This window comes from Amycolatopsis rhizosphaerae, assembly GCF_007713715.1.
GTDB lineage: Bacteria > Actinomycetota > Actinomycetes > Mycobacteriales > Pseudonocardiaceae > Amycolatopsis_E > Amycolatopsis_E rhizosphaerae.
Map to the genome: position 1 here is coordinate 1 of NZ_VJWX01000075.1, position 20,610 is coordinate 20,610.

The following is a 20,610-nucleotide window of genomic DNA, read 5'->3' on the forward strand; positions in this document are numbered from 1 at the left end:
GGGTGCGCCCGCGCGGCACTGCGCTTTCCGACGAAAGTCTTGAGAATGCGGGGAATTTACCCCCATCACACGCTTCATCGTTAGCATCCGCACATTTTTTCGGTTTCCCGCGTCCCGATCGGGTGTCTCGTGCATCTCACCGTCAAGTCCACGAGACGAGTGAGGTCCAACGACATGAGAACTGAGGGACTCTCCATAGGGATTTCGGTCGGCGGCCCGGGCGCCGGCACCAGCACCCCGGCGGCCGAGCGCACACGGCGGAGAACCGGTTCCCGTCCGCGAGTGCTGCTCCGGCGGGAAACCTGGGCACCACTGGCCATCGACGCGGCCGCCATCCTGCTCGCGGCGCTCGACGTGTGGCTCGTCGTCCCGGAAAAGGCCGAACCGTACTCCATCTACCTGTCGGCGTTCGCCTGTCTCGCGCTGGCCGCCCGCCGGTGGCTGCCGTTCCTGGTCGTGCTGGGCACGGTGCCGGGCTTCCTCACCGGATGGTCCCAGCTGGCCGCGATGATCGCGCTGGGCATGCTCGCCACCCGCAAGCAGACGCACTGGCAGGTATGGGTGGGCGCGGCCCTGGTCTGGTCCTGCCGCTTCATCCAATGGCCGCTGTCGGATTTCGCCACCCTCAGCTGGCGCGAACATGTCCTCGACGGGATCTACGGCGTGCTCGTGGCGGGAATGCCCATCGCCATCGGCCTGCTCATCGGTGCCCGGGCCCAGCTTTCCCAGAAACTGGGCGAGCTCGCCGCCAGCCGGGATCGGGAACGCACGTTGCACGCCAACGCCGTCCGTGCCGAGGAACGCGCCCGGCTGGCCCGGGAAATGCACGACGTGGTCTCGCACGACATCACGCTGATCGCCATGCAGGCCGGGGTCCTCGCGGCCACTCCCGATTCGGAACGCGCGCAGGAGACCGCGAAGGTGATCCGCCAGCTGTCCACGCGCACCCTGGAGGAACTGCGGTCACTGGTCGGCGTGCTGCGCTCGGGTGCGGCGGACGACGGCCCCCAGCCGGGTATCGGCGAGCTCGACCAGCTCGTCCAGGGCTGCGAGGTCCCCGTCCAGCTCACCGTGGACGGCGTACCCGAGCACCTGCCCGCGAAGGTGTCCGCGGCCGCCTACCGCACCGTGCAGGAATGCCTCACCAACGTCCGCAAGCACGCGCCCGGCGCCGCCGCGAAGGTCTACATCGTCGGCACGGACGCCTCCCTCGACCTGGAGGTCCGCAACGACGGCCCCCGGCGGCCGGCGACCCCGCTGCCGTCCGGCGGGCACGGCCTGACCGGACTGGCCGAGCGGGCGCGGCTGCTCGGCGGCAGCTTCGAAACCAGTCCGACCGAGGACGGCGGGTTCCGGGTCCGGGCCAGTTATCCCCTGCACGCCTGAGGCGCCGCTCCCCCGCGGCGGTCACCTGGTGCCCGCAGGAGACCGCCGGGAAACGGCAACGGGGGCCGGGCCTTTGCCGGCCCGGCCCCCGTCTGGGACGTGCGTGTCAGATGATCTGGCGCCGCTGGCGCAGACGCTCGAGCGCCTCGGCGAGGATCGCCTCGCCATCGGCGTCGCTGCGCCGCTCCTTCACGTAGGCCAGATGGGTCTTGTAGGGCTCGGTCCGTGGTGCCGCCGGCGGGTTCTTGGCGTCCTGGCCGCCGGGAAGTCCGCACCGGGGGCAGTCCCACTCCTCCGGGATCTCCGCGTCCATCGAGAACGAGGGACGCGATTCGTGCCCGTTGGCACACCAGTAGGAAACCCGGCGCCGGGGCGCGGACTCACCGCGCTCGGACTCACCGGAAGGACCGGCACCGACCCTGGTGCCTCGAATCGCGTTACCGCCAACCATGAATCCTCACAGTGTTATCGGCGGCGCACCCCCCATAGGCACGCCCTGCACTCAGACCTTCAGCAGCAGGCCGAGGCCCACGATGCTGATCAACCAGACAGCACCGAGGAACAGGGTGATGCGGTCGAGGTTCTTCTCGGCCACGCTCGACCCCGCGAGACTCGACTGCATGCCACCGCCGAACAGCGAGGACAACCCGCCACCACGTCCGCGGTGCAGCAGGACCGCGATGACCAGCAGCACGCTGGACGCGATCAACAGGATTTGCAGGAACAGCTTCATCTCATCCTCTACTTTTCGGGTCACGCACGACGGGCCGGACTTGGCCCGATCGTACGTTACCGCGAAGACCTGCCTGATCGTGTGACGGTCTGAGATTGCCAGACTACTCGCCGCCCGCAAGGGTTACGGCAGCGGTCCCCCGGCGGCCAGCGCGCACAGCTTGGTGAACTCGTCGGCCTGCAGGCTCGCCCCGCCGACCAGCCCACCGTCGATGTTCTCGCAGGCCACCAGTTCGGCGACGTTGCCCGACTTGACCGAACCGCCGTAGAGCACGCGGACCGCCTCGGCCACCTCGGTGCCGTACTTCTCCGCCAGAGCGCCCCTCAGCGCCTTGCACACCTCTTCGGCGTCGGCGGGAGTGGCGACCTTGCCGGTGCCGATCGCCCACACCGGTTCGTAGGCGACCACCACGTGCTCGGCGACCTGCTCGGCCTTGAGGCCCTTGAGCCCGGCGAGCAACTGGCTGGTGCAGTGGCCGAGGTGCGCACCGGAGTCGCGCACCTCCTGCTGCTCACCCACGCACAGGATCGGCTTGATCCCGTGCTTGATGGCGGCCTTGACCTTCTTGTTGACCAGCTCGTCGTCCTCGTGGTGGTACTCGCGCCGCTCGGAGTGCCCGACGGTCACGTACGAGCATCCGAGCTTGGCCAGCATCGGCCCGGACACGTCGCCGGTGTAGGCACCGGAATCGTGCGGCGAGAGGTCCTGCGCCCCGTAGGTCAGCAGCAGCTTGTCCCCGTCGACCAGGGTCTGGATGCTGCGGATGTCGGTGAACGGCGGCAGGACCGCGACATCGACCTTGGCGTAGTACTTCTCCGGCAGGGAGAACGCGATCTTCTGCACCAGGGCGATGGCCTCGAGGTGGTTGAGGTTCATCTTCCAGTTGCCGGCGATCAACGGCTTGCGCGCCATCAGTCTCCCTCTCCCAGCACCGCGACGCCGGGCAGTTCCTTGCCTTCCAGGTACTCCAGGGAGGCGCCACCACCGGTCGAGATGTGCGAGAACCCGTCCTCGGGCAGCCCGAGCAGGCGGACCGCGGCGGCCGAGTCGCCACCGCCGACCACGCTGAACGCGCCGGAGTCGGCGATGGCCTGTGCCACGCCCCGGGTCCCGGCCGCGAACGGAGCCAGCTCGAACACGCCCGCGGGCCCGTTCCAGAACACCGTCTTCGCACCCGCGACCTCGGCCGCGAACAGCTCGACGGTGCGCGGACCGATGTCCAGGCCCATCCAGCCCGCCGGGATGGCCTCCGCGCCCACCGTGTCGGTGGCCGCGTCCGCCGCGAACCTGTCGGCCACGACGACGTCGACCGGGACGACGATCTTGTCACCGTGCTCGTCGAGCAGCTTGCGGGCGGTGCCGACGAAATCGGCCTCCAGCAGCGAAGCGCCGACGTCGTGCCCCTGGGCGGAGAGGAAGGTGAAGGCCATCCCCCCGCCGATGAGCAACTTGTCGACCTTCGGCAGCAGGGCCTCGATCACTGCCAGCTTGTCCGACACCTTCGACCCGCCGAGCACCACCACGTACGGGCGCTGCGGGTCGCCGGTGAGCCTGCTCAGCACCTCGAGCTCGGCCAGCACGAGACCACCCGCGTAGGCGGGCAGCACCCGGGCCACGTCGTAGACCGAGGCCTGCTTGCGGTGGACCACACCGAATCCGTCGGACACGAACGCGCCGCCCTCGCCGAGCAGTGCGGCGAACTCCGCCGCCAGCTCGGCGCGCTCGGCCTCCACCTTGCTCGTCTCGCGCGGGTCGAACCGCACGTTCTCCAGCAGGGCGACCGCACCGTCGGCCAGGGAACCGGCCACGGACTTCGCCTCCTCGCCGACGACGTCGCCGGCGAGGCGCACCTCGGCGCCCAGCAGCTCACCGAGCCGCGCGGCGACCGGGGCCAGCGAGTACTTCGGCTCCGGCGCGCCCTTGGGCCTGCCCAGGTGGGCCGCGACGACCACCTTGGCGCCGGCCTCGGCCAGGCGCCGGATGGTGGGCAGCGCGGCCCGGACCCGGCCGTCGTCGGTGATGGTGGCGCCGTCGAGGGGGACGTTGAGGTCCGAGCGCACCAGCACCCGGCGACCGGCGACCCCCTCGGCGAGCAGGTCTTCCAGAGTCTTCACGGTCATGTTCGTCAGGACAGCTTCGAGCCGACGAGCGTCACCAGGTCCGCAAGGCGGTTCGAGTAGCCCCACTCGTTGTCGTACCAGCCGAACACCTTCACCTGGTCGTCGATGACCTTGGTCAGCGGCGCGTCGTAGATGCACGAGGCCGGGTCGTTGACGATGTCGCTGGAGACGATCGGGTCCTCGCTGTAGCGCAGGATGCCCTTGAGCGGGCCCTCCGCGGCGGCCTGGTACGCGGCGTTGATCTCCTCGACGGTGGCCTTCTTCGTCAGGTTGACGGTCAGGTCCGTGATCGAGCCGGTGGGCACGGGCACGCGCAGCGAGTAGCCGTCGAGCTTGCCGTTGAGCTCCGGCAGCACCAGCCCGATCGCCTTCGCGGCACCGGTGGAGGTCGGCACGACGTTCAGCGCGGCGGCGCGGGCACGACGCGGGTCCTTGTGCGGGCCGTCCTGCAGGTTCTGGTCCTGCGTGTAGGCGTGGATGGTGGTCATCAGGCCCTTTTCGATACCGAAGGCCTCGTGCAGCACCTTGGCCAGCGGGCCGAGGCAGTTGGTGGTGCAGGACGCGTTCGAGATGATCGTCTGCGAGCCGTCGTAGAGCTTGTCGTTGACACCCAGCACGACGGTCAGGTCCTCACCCTTGGCGGGCGCGGAGATGATCACCTTCTTGGCGCCGCCCGCGATGTGGGCCTTGGCCGCATCGGCGTTGGTGAAGAAACCGGTCGACTCGACGACCACGTCGACACCCAGGTCGCCCCACGGGAGGTTGGCCGGGTCGCGCTCGGCCAGCGCCTTGATCGTCTTGCCGCCCACGACGATGCCCTCGCCGCTGACGGTCACCTCTTCGGGGTAGCGGCCCAGGATGCTGTCGTACTTGAGCAGTTGCGCCATCGTCGCGACGTCACCGAGGTCGTTGAAGGCGACCACCTCGATGTCGTGACCGGCGGCCTGCACCGCGCGGAAGAAGTTACGGCCGATCCGACCGAAGCCGTTCACACCTACGCGAACCGTCACTGCTCTTCTCTCCTCGGGTCCGTCCCGGCCTTCGGCCGGGACAACACATCTTCGGGCTCCCGGCCACCCTAGCGTGCTGGCCTGGGCCGATCGGCATGGACCAACGAGATGTCCGCCACCTGGCCACCCCCTGTCCCGCCATGGGGGGAATCGATCAAGAGACGAGCTCTTTTTCCAGCGGTGTCCGGAACTTGGGAGTAACCCGCCGCGCTCCCAGCCAATCCTGCAGGCGGGCACTTTCCGCCGCTATGGCCGTTTCCGCGGCATGGCCGGCGTCTTCGAGCAGACGGTGGACGATCTCGCCGTCGGGCCGCTGCGCCCAGCCGCCCACGATCCGGCCGTCCCACCACACCGTCGGCCCGATGTTGCCGGTGCGGTCGAACAACGCGGCCTGGTGATCCCCGAGGTACCAGTCGCGGTGGAGCCACCCCATCGGGGTCGGATCGAGCGCGGGCAGCAGTGCCGCCGACGGCTCGGGTGCCGGTACGGGGCCGAGATCGTCCGGCAGCGCGATGCCCGGCGTACCGTCCAGGTCCACCTCGGCCGGACCGACCGCGGTCAGCGCCTTGCGCACCTGGCCCGCCGTCCAGCCCGTCCACCACTTGAGGTCCTCCACCGTCGCCGGCCCGAAGGCCCGCAGCCAGCGCCGCGCCAGTTCGGCGCGCGCGGTGTCCGGCGCCAGCGCGGGGATGCCGCCGTCGATCCAGTGCTCGGCCGCGGCCCAGGCGTACTGCGTGGACAGCCAGGAACCACGCGGCCTGCCCCGCACGATCCGGCCGCTCGCGGCGAGCAGGAACAGCACCCGGTTGGTGATGAAGGGCCTCGCCTCGTAGGGCTTGCCCTCGGCCATCACGATCTGCGTGCGCAGCCGGGGCTCGGCGGTGGCGATCTCCTCGGCGTGCGCCGTGCCCAGGGCGTGCAGCGCGGCATAGGCACCCTCCTCCACTTCGGCCAGCCACGCGGACAGGTCGGTGTCGAGCCCCGCCGTGCCCAGGTGCTGGACGAGCCGTTTCCGCTCACGCTGCGCGATGTCGCCGGCGCAGGCGGCCTGCACGACGGGGGCGAACGTGGCGGGCACGACGAACACGGTGCGGCGCATGCCGAGCATGCGCAGCAGCACCCGGTCCTCGTAGAGGGCGCGCTCGGCCGTCTCGGGCTCGGCCAGGCGCACCGCGGCGGACAGGTGCACCGTCGCCGGATCGGTGGCGTGCAGCGCGACCAGGCTTTCCGCGGCCTGTTCGGGACTCGCGGCCGGGGTGGCGAGGTGATGGCGCGCCATCAGGCGCGCCCGCCGCTCGGCGGCATCGATTCGGGGCGTCACGCGATCTTCCTACCAACACACCCCGACAAAACCGGCCCGAACACCCTGCGCCCGTGCCGGCCTGTGCCGTGAGCACGGCAAACGCGGCGCCGTGGCGAAAGGAGTTTCAGCGGCGAAGGCGGGAGGGCTAGGGTCCGGGCATGGTCTCCCCGAGTCACTTCGCGGCGTTCGCCGCGCTCGTGTTCGTCATGGTGGTCGTGCCCGGCCCGAGTGTGCTGTTCACCATCAGCCGCGCGCTCACGGTAGGGCGGCGCGACGCGCTGCTCACCGTGCTCGGCAACGCCGCCGGGGTGTACACGCAGGTGGTGGCGGTGGCCTTCGGGCTGGGGGCGCTGGTCCAGACCTCGGCGGCGGTGTTCACCGTGATCAAGCTCGCGGGGGCGGCCTATCTGGTCTACCTCGGCGTGCAGGCGGTGCGGCATCGCCGCAGGCTCACCGATGCCTTCGCCGCGAGCGCCCCGGCCGGCCCCGGGCGGGTGCCCGCGGTGCTGCGCGACGGATTCGTGGTGGGGTTCGCCAACCCGAAGTCGATCGTGTTCCTCGCCGCGGTGCTCCCGCAGTTCGTCGTCCCGGCGGCCGGGCGGGTGCCGGTGCAGATCATGATCCTGGGCGTGTGCCTGCCGGTCATCGCGGTGCTGTCCGACAGCGCGTGGGCCCTGGTCGCCGGGGCCGCCCGCACCTGGTTCGCCCGCTCTCCCCGGCGGCTCGAACTCATCGGTGGCACCGGCGGCGTGGTGATGATCGGGCTCGGCGCCGGGCTCGCCCTCACCGGCCGCAAGGACTAGCGAAAGCACAATCGTAAAAAGGCGGGCACCCCGGATCGGAAACAACACGAAGGTCCCGTTGCGGCGGAGTGCGACTGCCGGAATCCGAAAGGGAATCACCGCGACCTCAGGGCGTTCTGCACCGAAAAACCACGTCAGGAGAATCGCGGTTCAGAATTGACGTTCATGAGGAGGCGATCCCACAGCCAGGGACCGCCTGAGGTTCCGCCACGCAAACCACTTCGATAGAGCTTCTAGGGCCGTTCGGCCAGGATCAGGTCGAGCAGGCCGGGGAAGGCTTCGTCGAATTCGGGGCGGCGGAGGCGGTTGAGGCGGCGGGCCCCCTCGTCGCGCTGCTCGATGAGCCCCGCGGCGCGCAGGACGGCGAAGTGGTGGCTGCGGGTCGCCTTGGTCACCGGCAGGTCGAAGGTGCCGAAGGCCTTGGTCCAGTCCGGCAGTCCCGCCAGTTCACGGAGGATGGCGCGCCGCACCGGGTCGGCGACCGCGGTCAGCGCGTCCTGGAGCGGGACGTCCCGGGGGTGCACGTGGGTCAGCCCGCGCGCCCGGGCGCTGTCGTACTTCCGCTCTCGCAAAGTGTTTGATTGCTGTCGTACACTCATCTGGTCGACCTCCATCGAACACTGTACCCAGCGAAGGAGCATCCCATGACCCGCCTGCTCGACCTGTCCTTCGGCCCCGGCTCCCGCAACCGCCTCGCCGAGACCACCTCCCCCGGCCTCGACGGCGCGCTCGCCGCCCTCGAATCGTTCTACTACGCGTTCAACCACCGCGATCTCGACGCCTTCGCGCAGGTGTGGACGAAGGACCCGCTGGCGCAGCTGAACAACCCGCTCGGCGGGATCCTGCGCGGCGGCGAGCCGATCACCGAGCTCTACGACCGCGTCTTCCACGGCCCGGCGCGGGTCACCGTCACCTTCGGCGACATCGTCGAGTACGCCGACGACCGGCACGCCGTCTTCGCCGGCCGCGAGACCGGCGAATACTCCGTCGGCGGCTCCCCCGCGGTGCCGCTGTCGATCCGCACCAGCCGCTACTTCCGGTACGACGACGGCCGGTGGTCGCAGTTCCACCACCACGGCAGCATCGACGACCCCGCCGCGCTGGCCGCCTACCAGTCCGCCATCCGCGGGAGCTGACCGCGCGCCCGCGCCGCCGTCACGCCGTTTCGGGTGCCCTGGCGAACAGGCGGGTGGCCGAAAGGTACGAAGTGCCGTCGGGGGGCGGCAGTTCGTCGAGCTCCCGGCGGACGGTCGCCTCCACCGACAGGTACTTGCGGCCCGCCCGCAGGTCGGCGTCGTTGCGGAGCCGGATGATCAGCGGGAACTCCGACAGCGCGCCCGCGTCGAACAGGCCCGTGGTGTAGACCAGCTGCACCCCCAGCGCCTCGGCGACCACCCGCTGCAGTTCGAGCAGGTAGCCCGCCGAGGCCCGGCCGATCGGGTTGTCCAGGAACAGCACCCCGGAATGCGGGTTGCGCATCCGGCCCCGGTTGTTCGCCCGCAGCGCGGCGAGCGTGCAGTAGAGGATGATCGCGGCGGTCAGCTGCTGGCCGCCGGAGAACACGTCACGGATCTCCGACACGCGCTGCCGCTCGGTCCGCAGCACCGAGTCCGGTTTGAGCATGTCGACCCGGAACCCCCTGGGCACGGCGGCCCGCACCCCGCGCAGCACCAGGGTCATCCCGTCCCGCTTGACCTCGCGGCCGTCGGCGGTCCGGCCCGCGGCCGCCTCGTCCACGACCTGCCCCAGCGCCTCCGCCAGTTCCGTCTCTTCGGGGTCGGCGAACCGGATGCGCAGGAACTCCTGGCCCGACCAGTCGCCGAGCCCCTCGGGCAGCCGCGACAGCCGCTGCGCCGAGCGCAGCATCCGCAGCCCGCCTTCGACCAGGCCCTGCAGGCGCGCCACGATGCTGCGGCGGTGGCGGTCGATCTGTGCCAGGTCGTCGGTGAGGGTGCGCAGGCGCGGTTTCAGCGCCGCCGCCCATTCCGCCGCCGAGGCGGGGAGGCTGTCCCGCCGCACCGAGATGATCTGCTGGCGGACCGGGCTGGACAGCTTCTCGAACCGTTTGTCCGTGGCGTACTGGGCGAGCGCGTCCGCGGCGGCCCGTACGCGCTTCTCCGCGTGGTCCACGGCGGTTTCCGCGTCGGCGAGCGCGGCGTTCAGCTTGCGGTGGCGGGCCTGCGCGGCCTCGACAGCGCCGTCGAACACGGTTTCGCCCGCCGTCTCGCCCGCAAGGTGCCGCAAGGACTCGGCCAGCATGCCGAACCCGGCGGCGGCTTCCTTCGCCGATTCCACGGCCCGCTCGGCCTCGGCGCGCCGGGCCTGCGCCCGTTCGCAGGCGCGGGCGGCGGCACTCGCCTCCTGGACCGCCTCGTCGATGAGCTCGCGGCCGTGCCCGATGTCGCGCGGCCGCACCTCGAGGGGGGCGCCCTGCCGGGGCAGCTGGTCCAGCTCCGCCCTGCAGGTGGCGACCCGTCCGATCGCCTCGCCGTGCTCGGCCTCCAGCGCGGCCACCACCCGGCCCGCCCTGGCCTGGGCGGCCGCGCGCGCGGCGGCGTCGGAACCGTCCGGGGTCTCCAGCAGGCGCGCCGCCTCCTCGCGCACCGCGGGCTCCAGCGCCTCCAGTGCCGCCCGCGTCGCGGATTCCGCCGCCTCCGCCTGGTCCAGTTCGGCCCGCAGGTCGCCGCCGACCTCGACCTTCGCGTAGGCATCGACGGCGGAGGCGAAGGCACGGCGCAGCGCGTCCACCGGTTCGGCGGGCACATCGTCCTCTTCGGACACCGAGCCGCCGCCGGGCACCTCCGCGAGCTCGGCCCTGGCGCTGCTGACGGTCCGGCGATGCCCGTCTGCCGTGCGCTGTTCCTCGGCGGCTTCCTCCCGGAACCGCTCGGCACGGGAGGCCGCCTGCCCGGCCTCGGCCACCGCCCGCGCCACGATCTCGCGGACCCGCTCGATCTCTTCGGTCCACTGTGGAATCCTGGCGACCCGCCCGGCGAGCGCGGCCAGCCTTCGCGCGCGCTCCTCCGTTTCCCGCGCCAGGGCACGCGCCGCGGGTACCGCCTCGCGCAGGCGCTCACGGCGCTCGGTGAGTTCCCCGAGCGCGCGTTCGGCCGCTTCCGCCGCGGCTTGCGCTTCGGCGAGCTCCCCCGCCGCGTCCTCGGCCTGCTCGGCCAGCGAACCGAGGGCGCCGATCGGATAGTCCTCCCGCCAGGCGGCGAGTTTCCACTCCAGCGCAGCATCGTCGTCGATCGCCCCGGACAGCGCGTCGAGCTGCTTCCGTCTGCGGGCACTCCGGGCCAGGATCGCGCGACGCTCGGCTTCGGCGGCCTCTTCGTCGTACATCGCCGGGTTCGGCGGGACCAGGAACTCCACCCCCGGCGCGGCTTGGTCGCCGCGCACCGCCTGCGTGGTGGCGACGGGCAGCACCACCCCGGGCAGCAGCCGCGCCGCGGCGAGCGCCTCCCGCGCCCTCGGCACCTGCGCGGCCTCGTTGACCAGCACGCCGCCCACCAGGTGCGGCCGCCGCGCCAGCACGCGCTCCCGCAGTTCGGGGTCCAGTGTGGACAAGTAGCGCCAGCCGGACCACGCGGTGATCCCGGCCTCCTCCAGGACCTCGAGCGCGGCCTGCACCTCGGGCGGTGCGGGCAGCAGCCCGCCGCTGCCGAGCGCGGCGAGCGCCCGCTCGTCGGCCGAATCCGCCACCCGCAGCGCGGTCCGCTCCCGTTCGGCCGCGGCCCTCGCCTCCCGCAGCCGCTTCAGCAGCGCCGGAGTGTCGGTTTCGAGCCGGACGCTGTCGCCGCCGAGCAGTTCGAGCAGCCGCGGATGAGCCGCGAGGCTGTCGGTGCGGCGATGTGCCCGGCCGAGTTCGGCGGCCGCGCGGTCGGCCGACGCCCCCGTCTCGGACATCCGCTGCCGGGCCCCGTACAGCACCGACTGCGCCTCGGACAGTTCCTCCGCGGCGCTTTCCCGTTCCGCTTCCCGCGCGGCGAGCTCCCGCGCCGCCCGCTCGCTCAGCGCCGCCGCCTCCCGTGCCGCCTCCGCGACCTGGGTCCCGTCGGTGAGCAGGCCCTCGCGGACCGCCTGGGCCACCTCGGCCCGCACCTCGCCGATGCGGGCGCTCAGCTGCGACTCCTCCGCTCGGTGGCGGGCCGCGGTGCCGGTCGCCTCGTCCCGGCGGGCCTGCGCCTCGGCCGCCCCGGCCAGCGCGGCGGCCGCGCGCTCCTCGGCGGCGGCGGCTTGTTCCCCGGCCTGCCCTGCCAGGGCGAGCAGGCCGCGGGCCAGCGCGTGCGCGGCGGCGTTCCTCGCTTCGAGCGCGGGTTTCGCCCGCTCTTCCCGCTGCCCCACCAGGCGCCGGATGTCCGCGGCCTTGCGCGCGGCGTTGACCTGTGCCAGCACCGTCGTGGTCTCCCGCCACGCCTGCGCGCTCGCCCTGGCCCCGGCCAGTTCACCGTCCAGCCGCGCCTTTTCGCCGGTGGCCTCGGCGAGACGGAGTTCGGCCACCACACGTCGCAGTTCGGTGACCACCCCGGCCAGCCTGCGATGATCCCCTTCGGCGAGCCGCTCCGCGTCGCGTGTTTCGTCCACATAGGACGACAGGCCGGCCAGGCGGCCGGACTCCAGTTCGTGGCGGGCCAGCACCGAGGCCGCGAAGCTCCGTGCCTCGTCGCGCGCCGCCCCGGCGAGCTTCCGTGAGGCCGCCGCGAACGACTCCTCCTCGGTCAGCGGTCCGAGCAGATCCAGCGCGCCCGCCACGAAATCCCGTTCCGCCAGCAGGTCCCCGCGCTGGCCGAGATTGTCCGCGTAGGTCTTGACGACCTCGGCGAGATCCCGCGGATCGTCCTCGGAGAGCACCGCCCGCAGCAGGAACTCCACGAAGGCTTCGTCGGAGCCGAAGGCGAACGCGTCGGCCGCCTCGCCCTCGCCCGCGTTCATTGCGCGCTGGTAGCGGAACAGTTCGGTGTCCAGCCCGAGCGCGTCGAGCCGCTCGGTCCACTCGTGCTGCCGCCGCGTCCACGACAGCTCCAGCTCCGGCTCGTCGCGATGCGCCCGGGCCAGCCGTTCCTGGAAGCCCGACATCGTCAGCAGCCTGCCCTCGGCGGTGAACGGCAGCGACTCCAGGTGCGTTTCCACGCTGGGCCGGAAGCAGTACCACGCGTCGACGAGGTTCGCCGGATCCTGCGACAGCACGTGCCCGCGCCACTCCGACACCTTGCCGGTGATCACGCGCTGACCCGACCCGGTGTGCTGCCACTCCAGCACCACGTGGGCGACGTCCTTGGCGCCGACGAACTTCTCCAGCACGCGCGTGTTCGTCGTGCCCACCACCTGCCGCCGCCCCGGCAGCATCACGGAGAAGATCAGTTTGATCAGAACGGACTTCCCGCCGCCGTTTTCCAGGAACAGCACGCTCGCCGGGGACGGGCGCCGCGGCAGGCCCTGCCCGGCGGCGTGGATCCCGGCGCCGAACAACGCGTCCTGCGCGGGCGCGGCGACCACCGGCCCCACCCCGGAGAAGTCCAGGAGCACGTCCTGGTATCGCGCCCCGGCCGGACCGACCGAATGCAGGCGCACCCGTGAAAGCTCGTACATCGCTACCCCGTCCCCCGGTTCAAAGAGTGTCCGAAAGGGACGGACGAAGCGTCCCGCCGGATTCGGGCACCGCCACCACGCCCAGCGCCAGCAGCTCCTCGAAGGCGCTGTCCGCGGCCAGTTCCCGCACCTGCACCTGATAGCGCCCCGTGGTCCGGTAGGTCCCGCCCTGCTCGGTGCCGACCTGGACCAGGAAACCCTGGTCGGCAAGGAAACGCAGCGCGCGGGAGACCATCCCCCGCGTGGTGTCGGCGGCGAGCCTGCCGTCCTTCGTCGCCGCCACGGCCGGGCGGCGCGCGTAGGCCCGCCACGCCTGCTCCAGCTCCGGCGCGTCGGAGAGCGGATCGTTGTTGCGCTCCGCCTTCGAGGCCCGCTCGTCCAGGATCCGGCACGCCTCCCGCACCACGCCGTCGACCTGCTCGACGCTGACCCGGCCGATGTAGGTGTCGTTGGCCAGATCGTCGGGCCGCGGGTACCCCAGCGCCGCGGTGGCCAGGTGGACCAGGCCGTGCAGCACCTTCTCGGTCTCGCGGCGCTCGCGGATCTTGCTCTGCCGCGCGTAGGTGTCCATTTTGATCTCGAACACCGACTCGTCGGTGGCCGCGAGCACCGCCCCCGCCTGCGCGTTGACGTCCAGCACCAGCAGCCCGAGCCCGGCCGCCACCGCATGGGTCATCTGCTTGAAGGCGCTGTCTTCGCGGTAACGGCGGACCAGATCGGCGTAGACCACGTCGCGCGAAGGCAACTGCTTGGGCCGCAGGCCGAAGGCGATCAGCCGGGCCGCGGATTCCCCGTCGCCGGTGCTCACCGGCCTGCTCATACTTCCCCCTCCGCCCCGGCACCCGGGGCGTCGATCCGTGCCGTCACCAGCAGCAGGTCCGCCCCGCCGAACTCCTCGTCGGCCAGCGGCGTCCCGTCGTCCACGGCCAGCAGCGCGCGGTCGTCCCCCTGCCGGAGCGCCGCGCCGATCTCAGGACTATAGGAGTGCAGTGCCCGCAGCGCGACCAGGCGGGCCAGCCGCGGATCGCTCTCGCGCGCCTCGGCCAGCAGCCCGGACAGGCGCCGGGGCACCTCCGGCAGGTCGAGCAGTTCGTCGGCGCGCCGCCAGTGCGCATCACTGTAGTAGCCCGGATTTTCCGCCGGCACGAGCTCGGGTTCGGGCACTTCGCCGACGAGCTGGTCCCGCTCGGGCGCCGGCCGCAGCAACAGCGACACCAGCGACGGCAGTGCGGGCACGGCCGGCACGCTCACCCCGGCCACCCCGTGGAAGAAGCGCTCCACCGGAACGGCCGCGGTGGCCAGCGGCAGCTCCAGCGACGGCACCAGCAGCTGCCCGAACAGGTCCAGTGTGGCCCGGCGGGGCGGGCCGGAGAACTGCTGGCGGTCCTGCTCGGCACGGAAGACCGCCCCCGCCGCCTGCAGCCGCGCCTGCAGGCGGGTGTGCCTGCCGATGCAGTCGCTGACGATGTCCACCAGTTCGGCCGCGCGCCGCTTGTGGCCGACGTCCTCGGCCTCGTCCCTGGCCTTGGTGATGTTGCGCAGGATGGCGTTTTCGGCCCGGAACCGGGACTCGATGTGCGCGAGCGCGGAATCCAGCAGTTCCGGCATCTCCTCGGCCCAGTCCACCGAGCGCACGTCGCGACGGGTGGCCTCCAGCTTGGCGCGCAGCGTTTCGCCGTACTGCACGGTGCGGTAGCGGGCCTGTTCCGCGGCGAGCTTGGCGTCGGCCAGCCTGCCGCGGCTGATCAGGTTCTCCAGTTTGACCTCGGCCGCGATCTGCGCCGATTCGACGTCGGTGTCCAGCGCCCCGACCAGCACGTTGATCGCCTCGTCACTGGCCCGCAGGTACACCTCCCCGTCCGGGGCGGCCAGTTCGACCAGCAGCTTGAAGTCGAACGCGTGGCGCCGGTAGGTGCCCGAGGCGTCGAGACTGCCGTACACGCGGCGGAAACCGCGATCGGTGGTGCCCACGTTGATCAGGTTGTCCAGCACCCACCGCGCCACCCGCAGGTGCTCCTCGGTGCCGCGGTCCGGCGCCTGCGCGGCGATGAACGGCCGCAACCGCCGCACCACGTCGTCGTGACCGGCGCCGGTGTCGAAGTCCATCGCGATGGTGACCTGGTCGATCGTGTGCAGCGCGATCTCCGCCATCTGGTAGACCGTCGCGTCGGCCCAGTCCAGCTTCGCCTTGCGCGCGTCCAGATCGTGCAGGGGCGCGGTGCAGGCGAGCGCCTTGAGCCGCCTCGCCAGACCCTCGTCCACCAGGCCGCCGCTGATCAGCTCCGCATCTCGCACGACGGGCCAGACTAGCCCCCGCGCGGCCCGCCCCGATCGGGTACCGCGTCTTCGAACTCGCGTTCGTAGGCCTCGAGGGTGTCGATGAACATCCGGCGCTGCTCCGGGGTGAGCGGCGCGAGCACCTTCTGCCAGGCACGGGCACCGTGGGCCAGCCAGGCTTCGACGTCGGCCCGGTAGCGGCCGGCGATGCTCACGATGGTGCGGCGCCGGTCCGCCTCGTCCTCGTGGCGTTCCAGGATGCCGCTGCGGCTGAGGTCGCCGGCCATCAGGCTCACCGTCGTCGGCGCCACCTCCAGCCGCGCGGCCAGCTCGTTCACCGCGAGCGGACCGTCGAACAACAGGTAGGCCAGCAACGAAAGGTGCCTCGGGGCGAGCGAGAACGAGCGCAGGCTTTCCGGCACCGGCAACCGCTTGGCCCGCCCGACCAGGCGCGGCATGAGCAGCAGCAGGGTGCGCACCCCCTCGTCGACGCTCGGACCGCCCGCCATGGCCCCATCTTCGCACGGGCCCGCAACGGTGATCGACTACCTTGGGGGGCATGTACGAGATGACCAGGGCGCAGTGGTGGGAGTTCGCGGGCACCGGAACCCGGACCGGCAAGCTCGGGCTCACGCGGGCGGACGGATCCCCGCACGTCACGCCGATCTGGTTCGTGCTCGACGAAACCGCCGACGGCGACGAACTGGTCTTCAACACCGGGCGGGACACGGTCAAGGGCCGCATCCTCCGCCGCGACCCGCGCCTTTCGCTCGTCGTCGACGAGCAGGAACCGCCCTACGCCTTCGTGCAGTTCACCGCCGTCGCCACCCTGCACGAGGACCTCGACGAGATGCTGCCGTTCTCGACCGCGGTCGGCGCCCGGTACATGGGCGCCGACCGCGGTGAGGAGTTCGGCAAGCGCAACGCCGTGCCGGGCGAGTACCTGGTGCGTGCCCGGATCACCAAGGTGATCGCCCTGGGCGGCCTCGCCGACTAGGACCCGACGCGACGCGCACCGTCTTTCAGGCGATCTCACGCCGTCCGCTGCCGTCGGCCGCCCGCAGGCCCGACAACGGGGGCCGCTGCTGGCACGCCAGATCGGTGAGCACCATTTCCCGGCTCACCCCGTGCCCCGATTCGCCCCGCTGGAACTGCGCCAGCAGGGTCGCGGGCGGCTGCGCCGAAATCAGCCGCCCATAGCGTTCGAGCCGGTCGAAGAGGGTGAGCATGATCTGCCCGGCCATCCGCCCCAGCGCCTGGGTGCTCTGGTGTCGGTGGGTCCGTTTGCCCAGGTCCACCTGCGCCAGTGCGTCCAGTCCCCGCGATTCGAGGATGTCGATCAGGTGGCCGATCTCCACGCCGTAGTTCACCACGAACGGGATGCTTTCCAGCACCTCGCGCCTGCCCGCGTACTCACCGGCGAGCGGCTGCACGAACCCGGCGAGTTCCGGCCAGTACATGTTCAGCAGCGGGCGCGCCACGAGTTCGGTCACGCGGCCACCGCCGTCGGCGTCCGTGCCCGACGAGCCGACCAGCGGACGGTGGTAGAAGCCCTTGACGTAGGCCACGGACTCGTCGGTCAGCAGCGGGCCCAGCAGCCCCGTCACGTAGTCGCTGGTGAAGTCGTAGAGGTCGCCGTCGACGAAGACCACGAGGTCGCCGGTGGTGGCCGCGAGCCCCTTCCACAGCGCCTCGCCCTTGCCCGCCATGCCGGACAGCATCGGCAGCACCGAATCCTGGGCGACGACCGTCGCTCCCGCCTCCGCCGCGACCCTCGCCGTCGCGTCCTGGGACCGGGAATCCACCACGAGCAGTTCGTCCACCAGCGGCACGGTTTCCATCAGGTCGCGGCGCACGGTGCGAACGATGTCGCCGACCGTCTTCTCCTCGTCCCGGGCCGGGATGACCACGCTGACGGTGGTGCCGCGCTTGATGGCGAGCAGCTCGCCGGCCCCCCAGTCGGCGGCCTGGCTGCTGCGCCGGGGGAGCCAGCGGCCCACGTCGGCGGAGACCTTGAGCTCCGACGCCTCGTTCGCCCTGTTGGTACCCATGCCTATCCCCTTCCCCGAACCGGACATGGCCAAGGCCCAGAGTCTGTGGGTCGGGTTTCACCAATCACGCCGCCATGAAACCGCTAGGTTACGAGATACGGCTCGACTGGTGTCCTACGTAACACCGCCTCCACATCGGCTCACGGCCTGATGGTGGAACAGGACAGCGGGCGGGTCGCGGCCAGTTGCTGGGTTCCGGTCAGCTGCACCATCAACCCGCTCCCGCCGGTTCCGGTCCGCACGAACGCCGCGACCGTCGTGCACACGACCTGCTCGATGGCCGGTTCCGACAGCACAACGAAATCACTGACCGACATCGGGGAAATCCGCACGGTCACGTTGCCGTCCCGGAAACCGGGCACCGAAAGGCCGAGATGCGGTGGCAAGGCCGTGCCGAACCCGGCCGCGGCCTCTCCCGGCGTGGGCCCATCGGCGAGCAGCCGCAACGCGGTGGCCGGATCGCCGAGATAGCCGAGCGGCCGGGTCACCGGCCGCACCCGCCCCGCCGCGACGAAGTACAGGGCGGGGCCGGTGCCGACGCCCACGGCGGGTTCCCCCGCCGCGACCACCCCGGTCGGCCGCACTCCGCATCCGCCGAGCGCAAGCAGCGAAATCAGCAACGCCGGCAGTCGTTTCACGGCTCCCCCGTCTTCGCCGCCGTCTTCGGGAGGGTCAGGACGAACCGCGCACCGGCCCCGGGTTCGTTGCCCGCGTCGAGCCGCCCGCCGTGCAACTCGGCGTTCTTCAACGCGATCGACAACCCGAGACCGCTGCCTTCGGACCGGGTCCGCGCCGCATCCGCCTTGTAGAACCGGCTGAACACGTGGGGCAGCACGTTCTCGGGCAGTCCCGGGCCGTGGTCCACGACGGTGAGCACCGCCAGTCCCCCCGCCTCGCTGAGCCGGACGAACACGGGCGGCTCACCGTGCCGCAGCGCGTTGCCGACCAGATTGGCCACCACGACGTCGATCCGGCGCGGATCGACCTCGGCGATGATCCCGGCGGGCAGCCCGGTCTCCACCTGCCCGGTGAACCCGCGCGCCCGCAGGCTCGCCGAGACCAGTTCCGCGAGATCGGTGGGGCGGCGGTCGAGCCGCGCGGCGCCGGAGTCGAACCGGGAGATTTCGATCAGATCCTCGACCAGCCGGGCGAGTTTGCGGGTTTCGGAGCTGACCAGGCGCGCGGCGGTGCCCGTGTCCCCGGCGAGCGCCGCGTCGTCGAGCACCTCGTTCACCGCCGTCATCGCCGCCAGCGGGGTTCTCAGCTCGTGCGAGACGTCGGCGACGAACCGCCGCGCATCGGCCTCCATGCGCCGCAACTCCCCCACCGAAACCTCCAGGCGGGCGGCGGCGTGGTTGAACGTGCGCACCAGTTCGGCCAGTTCGTCGTTCCCCCTGGCGGGCAGCCGCACGGACAGCTCCCCCTCGGCCAGCCGCCGCGCGGCGTCCCGCAGGCGCCGCACCGGCCGCAGCACCGCGCTCGCGGCGAGCCAGGCGACGAGCACCGCGATCGGCACCGCCACCGCGGCGGTGCGCCAGCCGTTCACGGTGAACGCCTGGATCTGCGCGGACGGTTGGTTCAGGTCGTACCACGCGTAGACCTCCAGCCCCGACGGGTGCCGGTTGAACGAAGCGTCCACGGTCAGCACCGGCATCCCCACCCACAGGGCGGGCCAGCCGTTGCTCACCACCCGCTGGAACCGCATTTCCGATCCGGCGTGCACCGCCGCCCGCAGTTCGGCGGGGATGCTGCCCGGCCTGCCGTACCGCGAAACCACGTTGCCGTAGAAGGCCCCGGCGGCCCCGGACACCGACCGGACGAGCTCGTCGAGTGCCGCCTGGTCCGGTGGCATCGGGATGGCGGGAGCCAGTGCGTCGACGTCGTCCCGCAGTTTGCGCATCGCCTGGTCCTGTGCGGCGGCGAGCACGGTGCGGCGCGCGTCGACGTAGTTGGCGCCGGTCGCCCCGATCGTGGCGAGCAGGGCGACGAACGTGACGATCAGCAGCAGGCGCACCCGGACGCCCAGGAGGCGGGCCAGCAGGCGCCGGATCACACGGGACCGAACCGGTAGCCGAAGCCGCGCACGGTGCGCACGTACACCGGTGCGGACGGCCGGTCCTCGATCTTGGCCCGCAGCCGCTGGACGCAGGCGTCGACCAGCCGCGAATCGCCGAGGAAGTCGTGGTCCCACACCAGTTCCAGCAGCTGCTGCCTGCTGAACACCCGGCCCGGCGTGCGGGAAAGCTCCAGCAGCAGGCGGAGTTCGGTCGGGGTCAGCGCCACCGGGGTGTCGCCTTTGGACACTTCGAGCGCGGCCCTGTCGATCACCAGCGCGCCGTGGGACTCCCGCTGCCGTTCCTGGCCGGGGGTGCCGCGCCGCAGCACCGCCTTGATCCGTGCGTCGAGCACACGCGGCTGCGCGGGCTTGACCACGTAGTCGTCGGCCCCGGCCTCCAGTCCCCCGACCACGTCGATGTCGTCGCCCCGGGCGGTCAGCATGATGATCGGAACGCCGCCCGCGGCCCGGATCCGGCGGCACACCTCGAATCCGTCGATCCCGGGCAGCATCAGGTCCAGCAGCACGATGTCCGGGTGCGCGGCGGCGAACGCGGTGAGCCCCCGCTCCCCGTCGACGGCCACCTCCACGCGGTGACCGTGCCGCCGCAGCCCCAGCGCCAGCCCCTCACCGACCGCGGGGTCGTCTTCGATCAACAGCACGTTCGGCACCGGCCCATTATGTCGGTCGTTCACCGGATCCCGGCAGCTTGTGGCAAAACCATGACAAGACCGCGGTGAAACGCGGAACCCCGGCCCCGACGCTGACGGTCATGCTCGATCATCGGACACAGCTTCCCGTACCCCACCGCAGGAGCCGCCGCGGCGCCGTCTGGGTGGGCGCCGTCGCCGTCCTGGTGACCGCCGCCGCGCTGGTGACCTCGTTCCTGCTGGTCCGTTCCCCGGACGACGACACCGGCGATGTCGCCGCGAACACCTCGGCCCGCGCCGTCGTGGTGTTCGACCGCACCACCGGCCGGACCGTGCGCGGCGACAACGCCACCGCGCGATTCCGGTCGGCCTCGCTGGTCAAACTGCTGATCGCCCTCGACCTGCTCGACCGCGGGGCGGTCACGCCGGTGCGGCCGAGCCCCCGGATGAGCCGGATGCTGTCCTACAGCGACGACGGAATCGCCCAGCAGCTGTGGGATTCCGGCGGGGGCGGGCAGATCGTCACGCGCATGGCCCAGTCCCTCGGCCTGCACGACACCCGGCCCCCGGCCGTCGACCGGCGCTGGGGCGACACCCGCATCAGCGCGAACGACGTGGTCAGCATCTACCGC

General features: G+C 71.7%; 20 protein-coding genes. 5 read left to right on the forward strand and 15 right to left on the reverse strand.

Annotation, left to right across the window (positions count from 1 at the left end; all coding sequences use genetic code 11):
- Positions 1 to 174 precede the first annotated feature (174 nt).
- Positions 175 to 1,386 (forward strand): sensor histidine kinase, encoded by a 1,212-nt coding sequence (locus FNH05_RS10610; protein WP_144587178.1) that lies wholly within the window; start codon positions 175 to 177, stop codon positions 1,384 to 1,386.
- A 106-nt stretch (positions 1,387 to 1,492) separates the two neighbouring features.
- On the opposite strand, the gene FNH05_RS10615 is transcribed toward FNH05_RS10610, so the two are convergent.
- From FNH05_RS10615 to FNH05_RS10640, 6 genes are all read right to left on the reverse strand, one after another.
- Positions 1,493 to 1,837, reverse strand: coding sequence for an RNA polymerase-binding protein RbpA (locus tag FNH05_RS10615; RefSeq protein ID WP_144587179.1), 345 nt, complete (start codon positions 1,835 to 1,837; stop codon positions 1,493 to 1,495).
- Between the two features lie 51 nt (positions 1,838 to 1,888).
- Positions 1,889 to 2,119, reverse strand: coding sequence for a preprotein translocase subunit SecG (gene secG / locus FNH05_RS10620; RefSeq protein WP_144587180.1), 231 nt, complete (start codon positions 2,117 to 2,119; stop codon positions 1,889 to 1,891).
- A gap of 123 nt (positions 2,120 to 2,242) precedes the next feature.
- Positions 2,243 to 3,031: a triose-phosphate isomerase gene (tpiA, locus tag FNH05_RS10625; RefSeq protein WP_144587181.1), complete on the reverse strand. Its 789-nt coding sequence runs from the start codon at positions 3,029 to 3,031 to the stop codon at positions 2,243 to 2,245.
- Positions 3,031 to 4,233, reverse strand: coding sequence for a phosphoglycerate kinase (locus tag FNH05_RS10630; protein ID WP_186382485.1), 1,203 nt, complete (start codon positions 4,231 to 4,233; stop codon positions 3,031 to 3,033). The genes tpiA and FNH05_RS10630 overlap by 1 nt, the downstream gene beginning before the upstream one ends.
- A gap of 11 nt (positions 4,234 to 4,244) precedes the next feature.
- Positions 4,245 to 5,249: a type I glyceraldehyde-3-phosphate dehydrogenase gene (gene gap / locus FNH05_RS10635; RefSeq protein WP_144587183.1), complete on the reverse strand. Its 1,005-nt coding sequence runs from the start codon at positions 5,247 to 5,249 to the stop codon at positions 4,245 to 4,247.
- Between the two features lie 154 nt (positions 5,250 to 5,403).
- Positions 5,404 to 6,570 (reverse strand): winged helix DNA-binding domain-containing protein, encoded by a 1,167-nt coding sequence (locus tag FNH05_RS10640; RefSeq protein ID WP_144587184.1) that lies wholly within the window; start codon positions 6,568 to 6,570, stop codon positions 5,404 to 5,406.
- A 140-nt stretch (positions 6,571 to 6,710) separates the two neighbouring features.
- On the opposite strand from FNH05_RS10640, the gene FNH05_RS10645 reads away from it, so the two are divergent.
- Complete coding sequence (locus FNH05_RS10645) at positions 6,711 to 7,355, forward strand: LysE family translocator (RefSeq protein WP_144587185.1); 645 nt, start codon at positions 6,711 to 6,713, stop codon at positions 7,353 to 7,355.
- A gap of 233 nt (positions 7,356 to 7,588) precedes the next feature.
- On the opposite strand, the gene FNH05_RS10650 is transcribed toward FNH05_RS10645, so the two are convergent.
- Positions 7,589 to 7,927: an ArsR/SmtB family transcription factor gene (locus FNH05_RS10650; RefSeq protein WP_246127653.1), complete on the reverse strand. Its 339-nt coding sequence runs from the start codon at positions 7,925 to 7,927 to the stop codon at positions 7,589 to 7,591.
- A 72-nt stretch (positions 7,928 to 7,999) separates the two neighbouring features.
- On the opposite strand from FNH05_RS10650, the gene FNH05_RS10655 reads away from it, so the two are divergent.
- Positions 8,000 to 8,491, forward strand: coding sequence for a YybH family protein (locus tag FNH05_RS10655; protein WP_144587186.1), 492 nt, complete (start codon positions 8,000 to 8,002; stop codon positions 8,489 to 8,491).
- Between the two features lie 19 nt (positions 8,492 to 8,510).
- Here FNH05_RS10655 and FNH05_RS10660 read toward each other — a convergent pair whose 3' ends face one another.
- Genes FNH05_RS10660 through FNH05_RS10675 form a run of 4 tightly spaced genes read right to left on the reverse strand, consistent with a single transcriptional unit; the run spans position 8,511 to position 15,730 of the window.
- Positions 8,511 to 12,944, reverse strand: coding sequence for a hypothetical protein (locus FNH05_RS10660; RefSeq protein ID WP_144587187.1), 4,434 nt, complete (start codon positions 12,942 to 12,944; stop codon positions 8,511 to 8,513).
- A 19-nt stretch (positions 12,945 to 12,963) separates the two neighbouring features.
- On the reverse strand, positions 12,964 to 13,764 hold the full coding sequence (locus tag FNH05_RS10665; RefSeq protein WP_144587188.1) for a hypothetical protein: 801 nt from the start codon (positions 13,762 to 13,764) through the stop codon (positions 12,964 to 12,966).
- The gene (locus FNH05_RS10670) at positions 13,761 to 15,239 is read right to left on the reverse strand and encodes a hypothetical protein (RefSeq protein WP_144587189.1); all 1,479 of its coding nucleotides are present in this window, start codon (positions 15,237 to 15,239) and stop codon (positions 13,761 to 13,763) included. The genes FNH05_RS10665 and FNH05_RS10670 overlap by 4 nt, the downstream gene beginning before the upstream one ends.
- An 11-nt stretch (positions 15,240 to 15,250) precedes the next feature.
- Entirely contained in the window at positions 15,251 to 15,730 is a 480-nt protein-coding gene (locus FNH05_RS10675) for a MarR family winged helix-turn-helix transcriptional regulator (protein ID WP_144587190.1), read from the reverse strand.
- Positions 15,731 to 15,780: 50 nt separating this feature from the next.
- On the opposite strand from FNH05_RS10675, the gene FNH05_RS10680 reads away from it, so the two are divergent.
- Complete coding sequence (locus FNH05_RS10680; RefSeq protein ID WP_144587191.1) at positions 15,781 to 16,218, forward strand: PPOX class F420-dependent oxidoreductase; 438 nt, start codon at positions 15,781 to 15,783, stop codon at positions 16,216 to 16,218.
- Positions 16,219 to 16,243: 25 nt separating this feature from the next.
- Here the strand turns inward: FNH05_RS10680 and FNH05_RS10685 are convergent, their stop codons facing one another.
- The 4 genes from FNH05_RS10685 to FNH05_RS10700 all read right to left on the reverse strand — a co-directional run bounded on the left by FNH05_RS10685 (position 16,244) and on the right by FNH05_RS10700 (position 19,999).
- A complete protein-coding gene (locus FNH05_RS10685; protein WP_144587192.1) occupies positions 16,244 to 17,272 on the reverse strand; it encodes a glucosyl-3-phosphoglycerate synthase in 1,029 nt (342 codons plus the stop codon).
- 140 nt (positions 17,273 to 17,412) lie between these two features.
- Positions 17,413 to 17,910, reverse strand: coding sequence for a GerMN domain-containing protein (locus FNH05_RS10690; protein ID WP_144587193.1), 498 nt, complete (start codon positions 17,908 to 17,910; stop codon positions 17,413 to 17,415).
- A complete protein-coding gene (locus FNH05_RS10695; RefSeq protein WP_144587194.1) occupies positions 17,907 to 19,325 on the reverse strand; it encodes a sensor histidine kinase in 1,419 nt (472 codons plus the stop codon). The genes FNH05_RS10690 and FNH05_RS10695 overlap by 4 nt, the downstream gene beginning before the upstream one ends.
- The gene (locus FNH05_RS10700) at positions 19,322 to 19,999 is read right to left on the reverse strand and encodes a response regulator transcription factor (protein ID WP_144587195.1); all 678 of its coding nucleotides are present in this window, start codon (positions 19,997 to 19,999) and stop codon (positions 19,322 to 19,324) included. The genes FNH05_RS10695 and FNH05_RS10700 overlap by 4 nt, the downstream gene beginning before the upstream one ends.
- Positions 20,000 to 20,100: 101 nt before the next feature.
- On the opposite strand from FNH05_RS10700, the gene FNH05_RS10705 reads away from it, so the two are divergent.
- Positions 20,101 to 20,610: serine hydrolase (locus FNH05_RS10705; RefSeq protein ID WP_483964223.1), on the forward strand; the 510-nt coding region annotated here is incomplete at its 3' end.

Excerpts from the sequence above, each read along its gene's own strand:
- FNH05_RS10610 (WP_144587178.1), top strand. The coding sequence starts at position 175 with ATGAGAACTGAGGGACTCTCCATAGGGATTTCGGTCGGCGGCCCGGGC.
- FNH05_RS10615 (WP_144587179.1), bottom strand. The coding sequence starts at position 1,837 with ATGGTTGGCGGTAACGCGATTCGAGGCACCAGGGTCGGTGCCGGTCCT.
- secG (WP_144587180.1), bottom strand. The coding sequence starts at position 2,119 with ATGAAGCTGTTCCTGCAAATCCTGTTGATCGCGTCCAGCGTGCTGCTG.
- tpiA (WP_144587181.1), bottom strand. The coding sequence starts at position 3,031 with ATGGCGCGCAAGCCGTTGATCGCCGGCAACTGGAAGATGAACCTCAAC.
- FNH05_RS10645 (WP_144587185.1), top strand. The coding sequence starts at position 6,711 with ATGGTCTCCCCGAGTCACTTCGCGGCGTTCGCCGCGCTCGTGTTCGTC.
- FNH05_RS10655 (WP_144587186.1), top strand. The coding sequence starts at position 8,000 with ATGACCCGCCTGCTCGACCTGTCCTTCGGCCCCGGCTCCCGCAACCGC.
- FNH05_RS10660 (WP_144587187.1), bottom strand. The coding sequence starts at position 12,944 with ATGTACGAGCTTTCACGGGTGCGCCTGCATTCGGTCGGTCCGGCCGGG.
- FNH05_RS10665 (WP_144587188.1), bottom strand. The coding sequence starts at position 13,764 with ATGAGCAGGCCGGTGAGCACCGGCGACGGGGAATCCGCGGCCCGGCTG.
- FNH05_RS10675 (WP_144587190.1), bottom strand. The coding sequence starts at position 15,730 with ATGGCGGGCGGTCCGAGCGTCGACGAGGGGGTGCGCACCCTGCTGCTG.
- FNH05_RS10680 (WP_144587191.1), top strand. The coding sequence starts at position 15,781 with ATGTACGAGATGACCAGGGCGCAGTGGTGGGAGTTCGCGGGCACCGGA.
- FNH05_RS10685 (WP_144587192.1), bottom strand. The coding sequence starts at position 17,272 with ATGGGTACCAACAGGGCGAACGAGGCGTCGGAGCTCAAGGTCTCCGCC.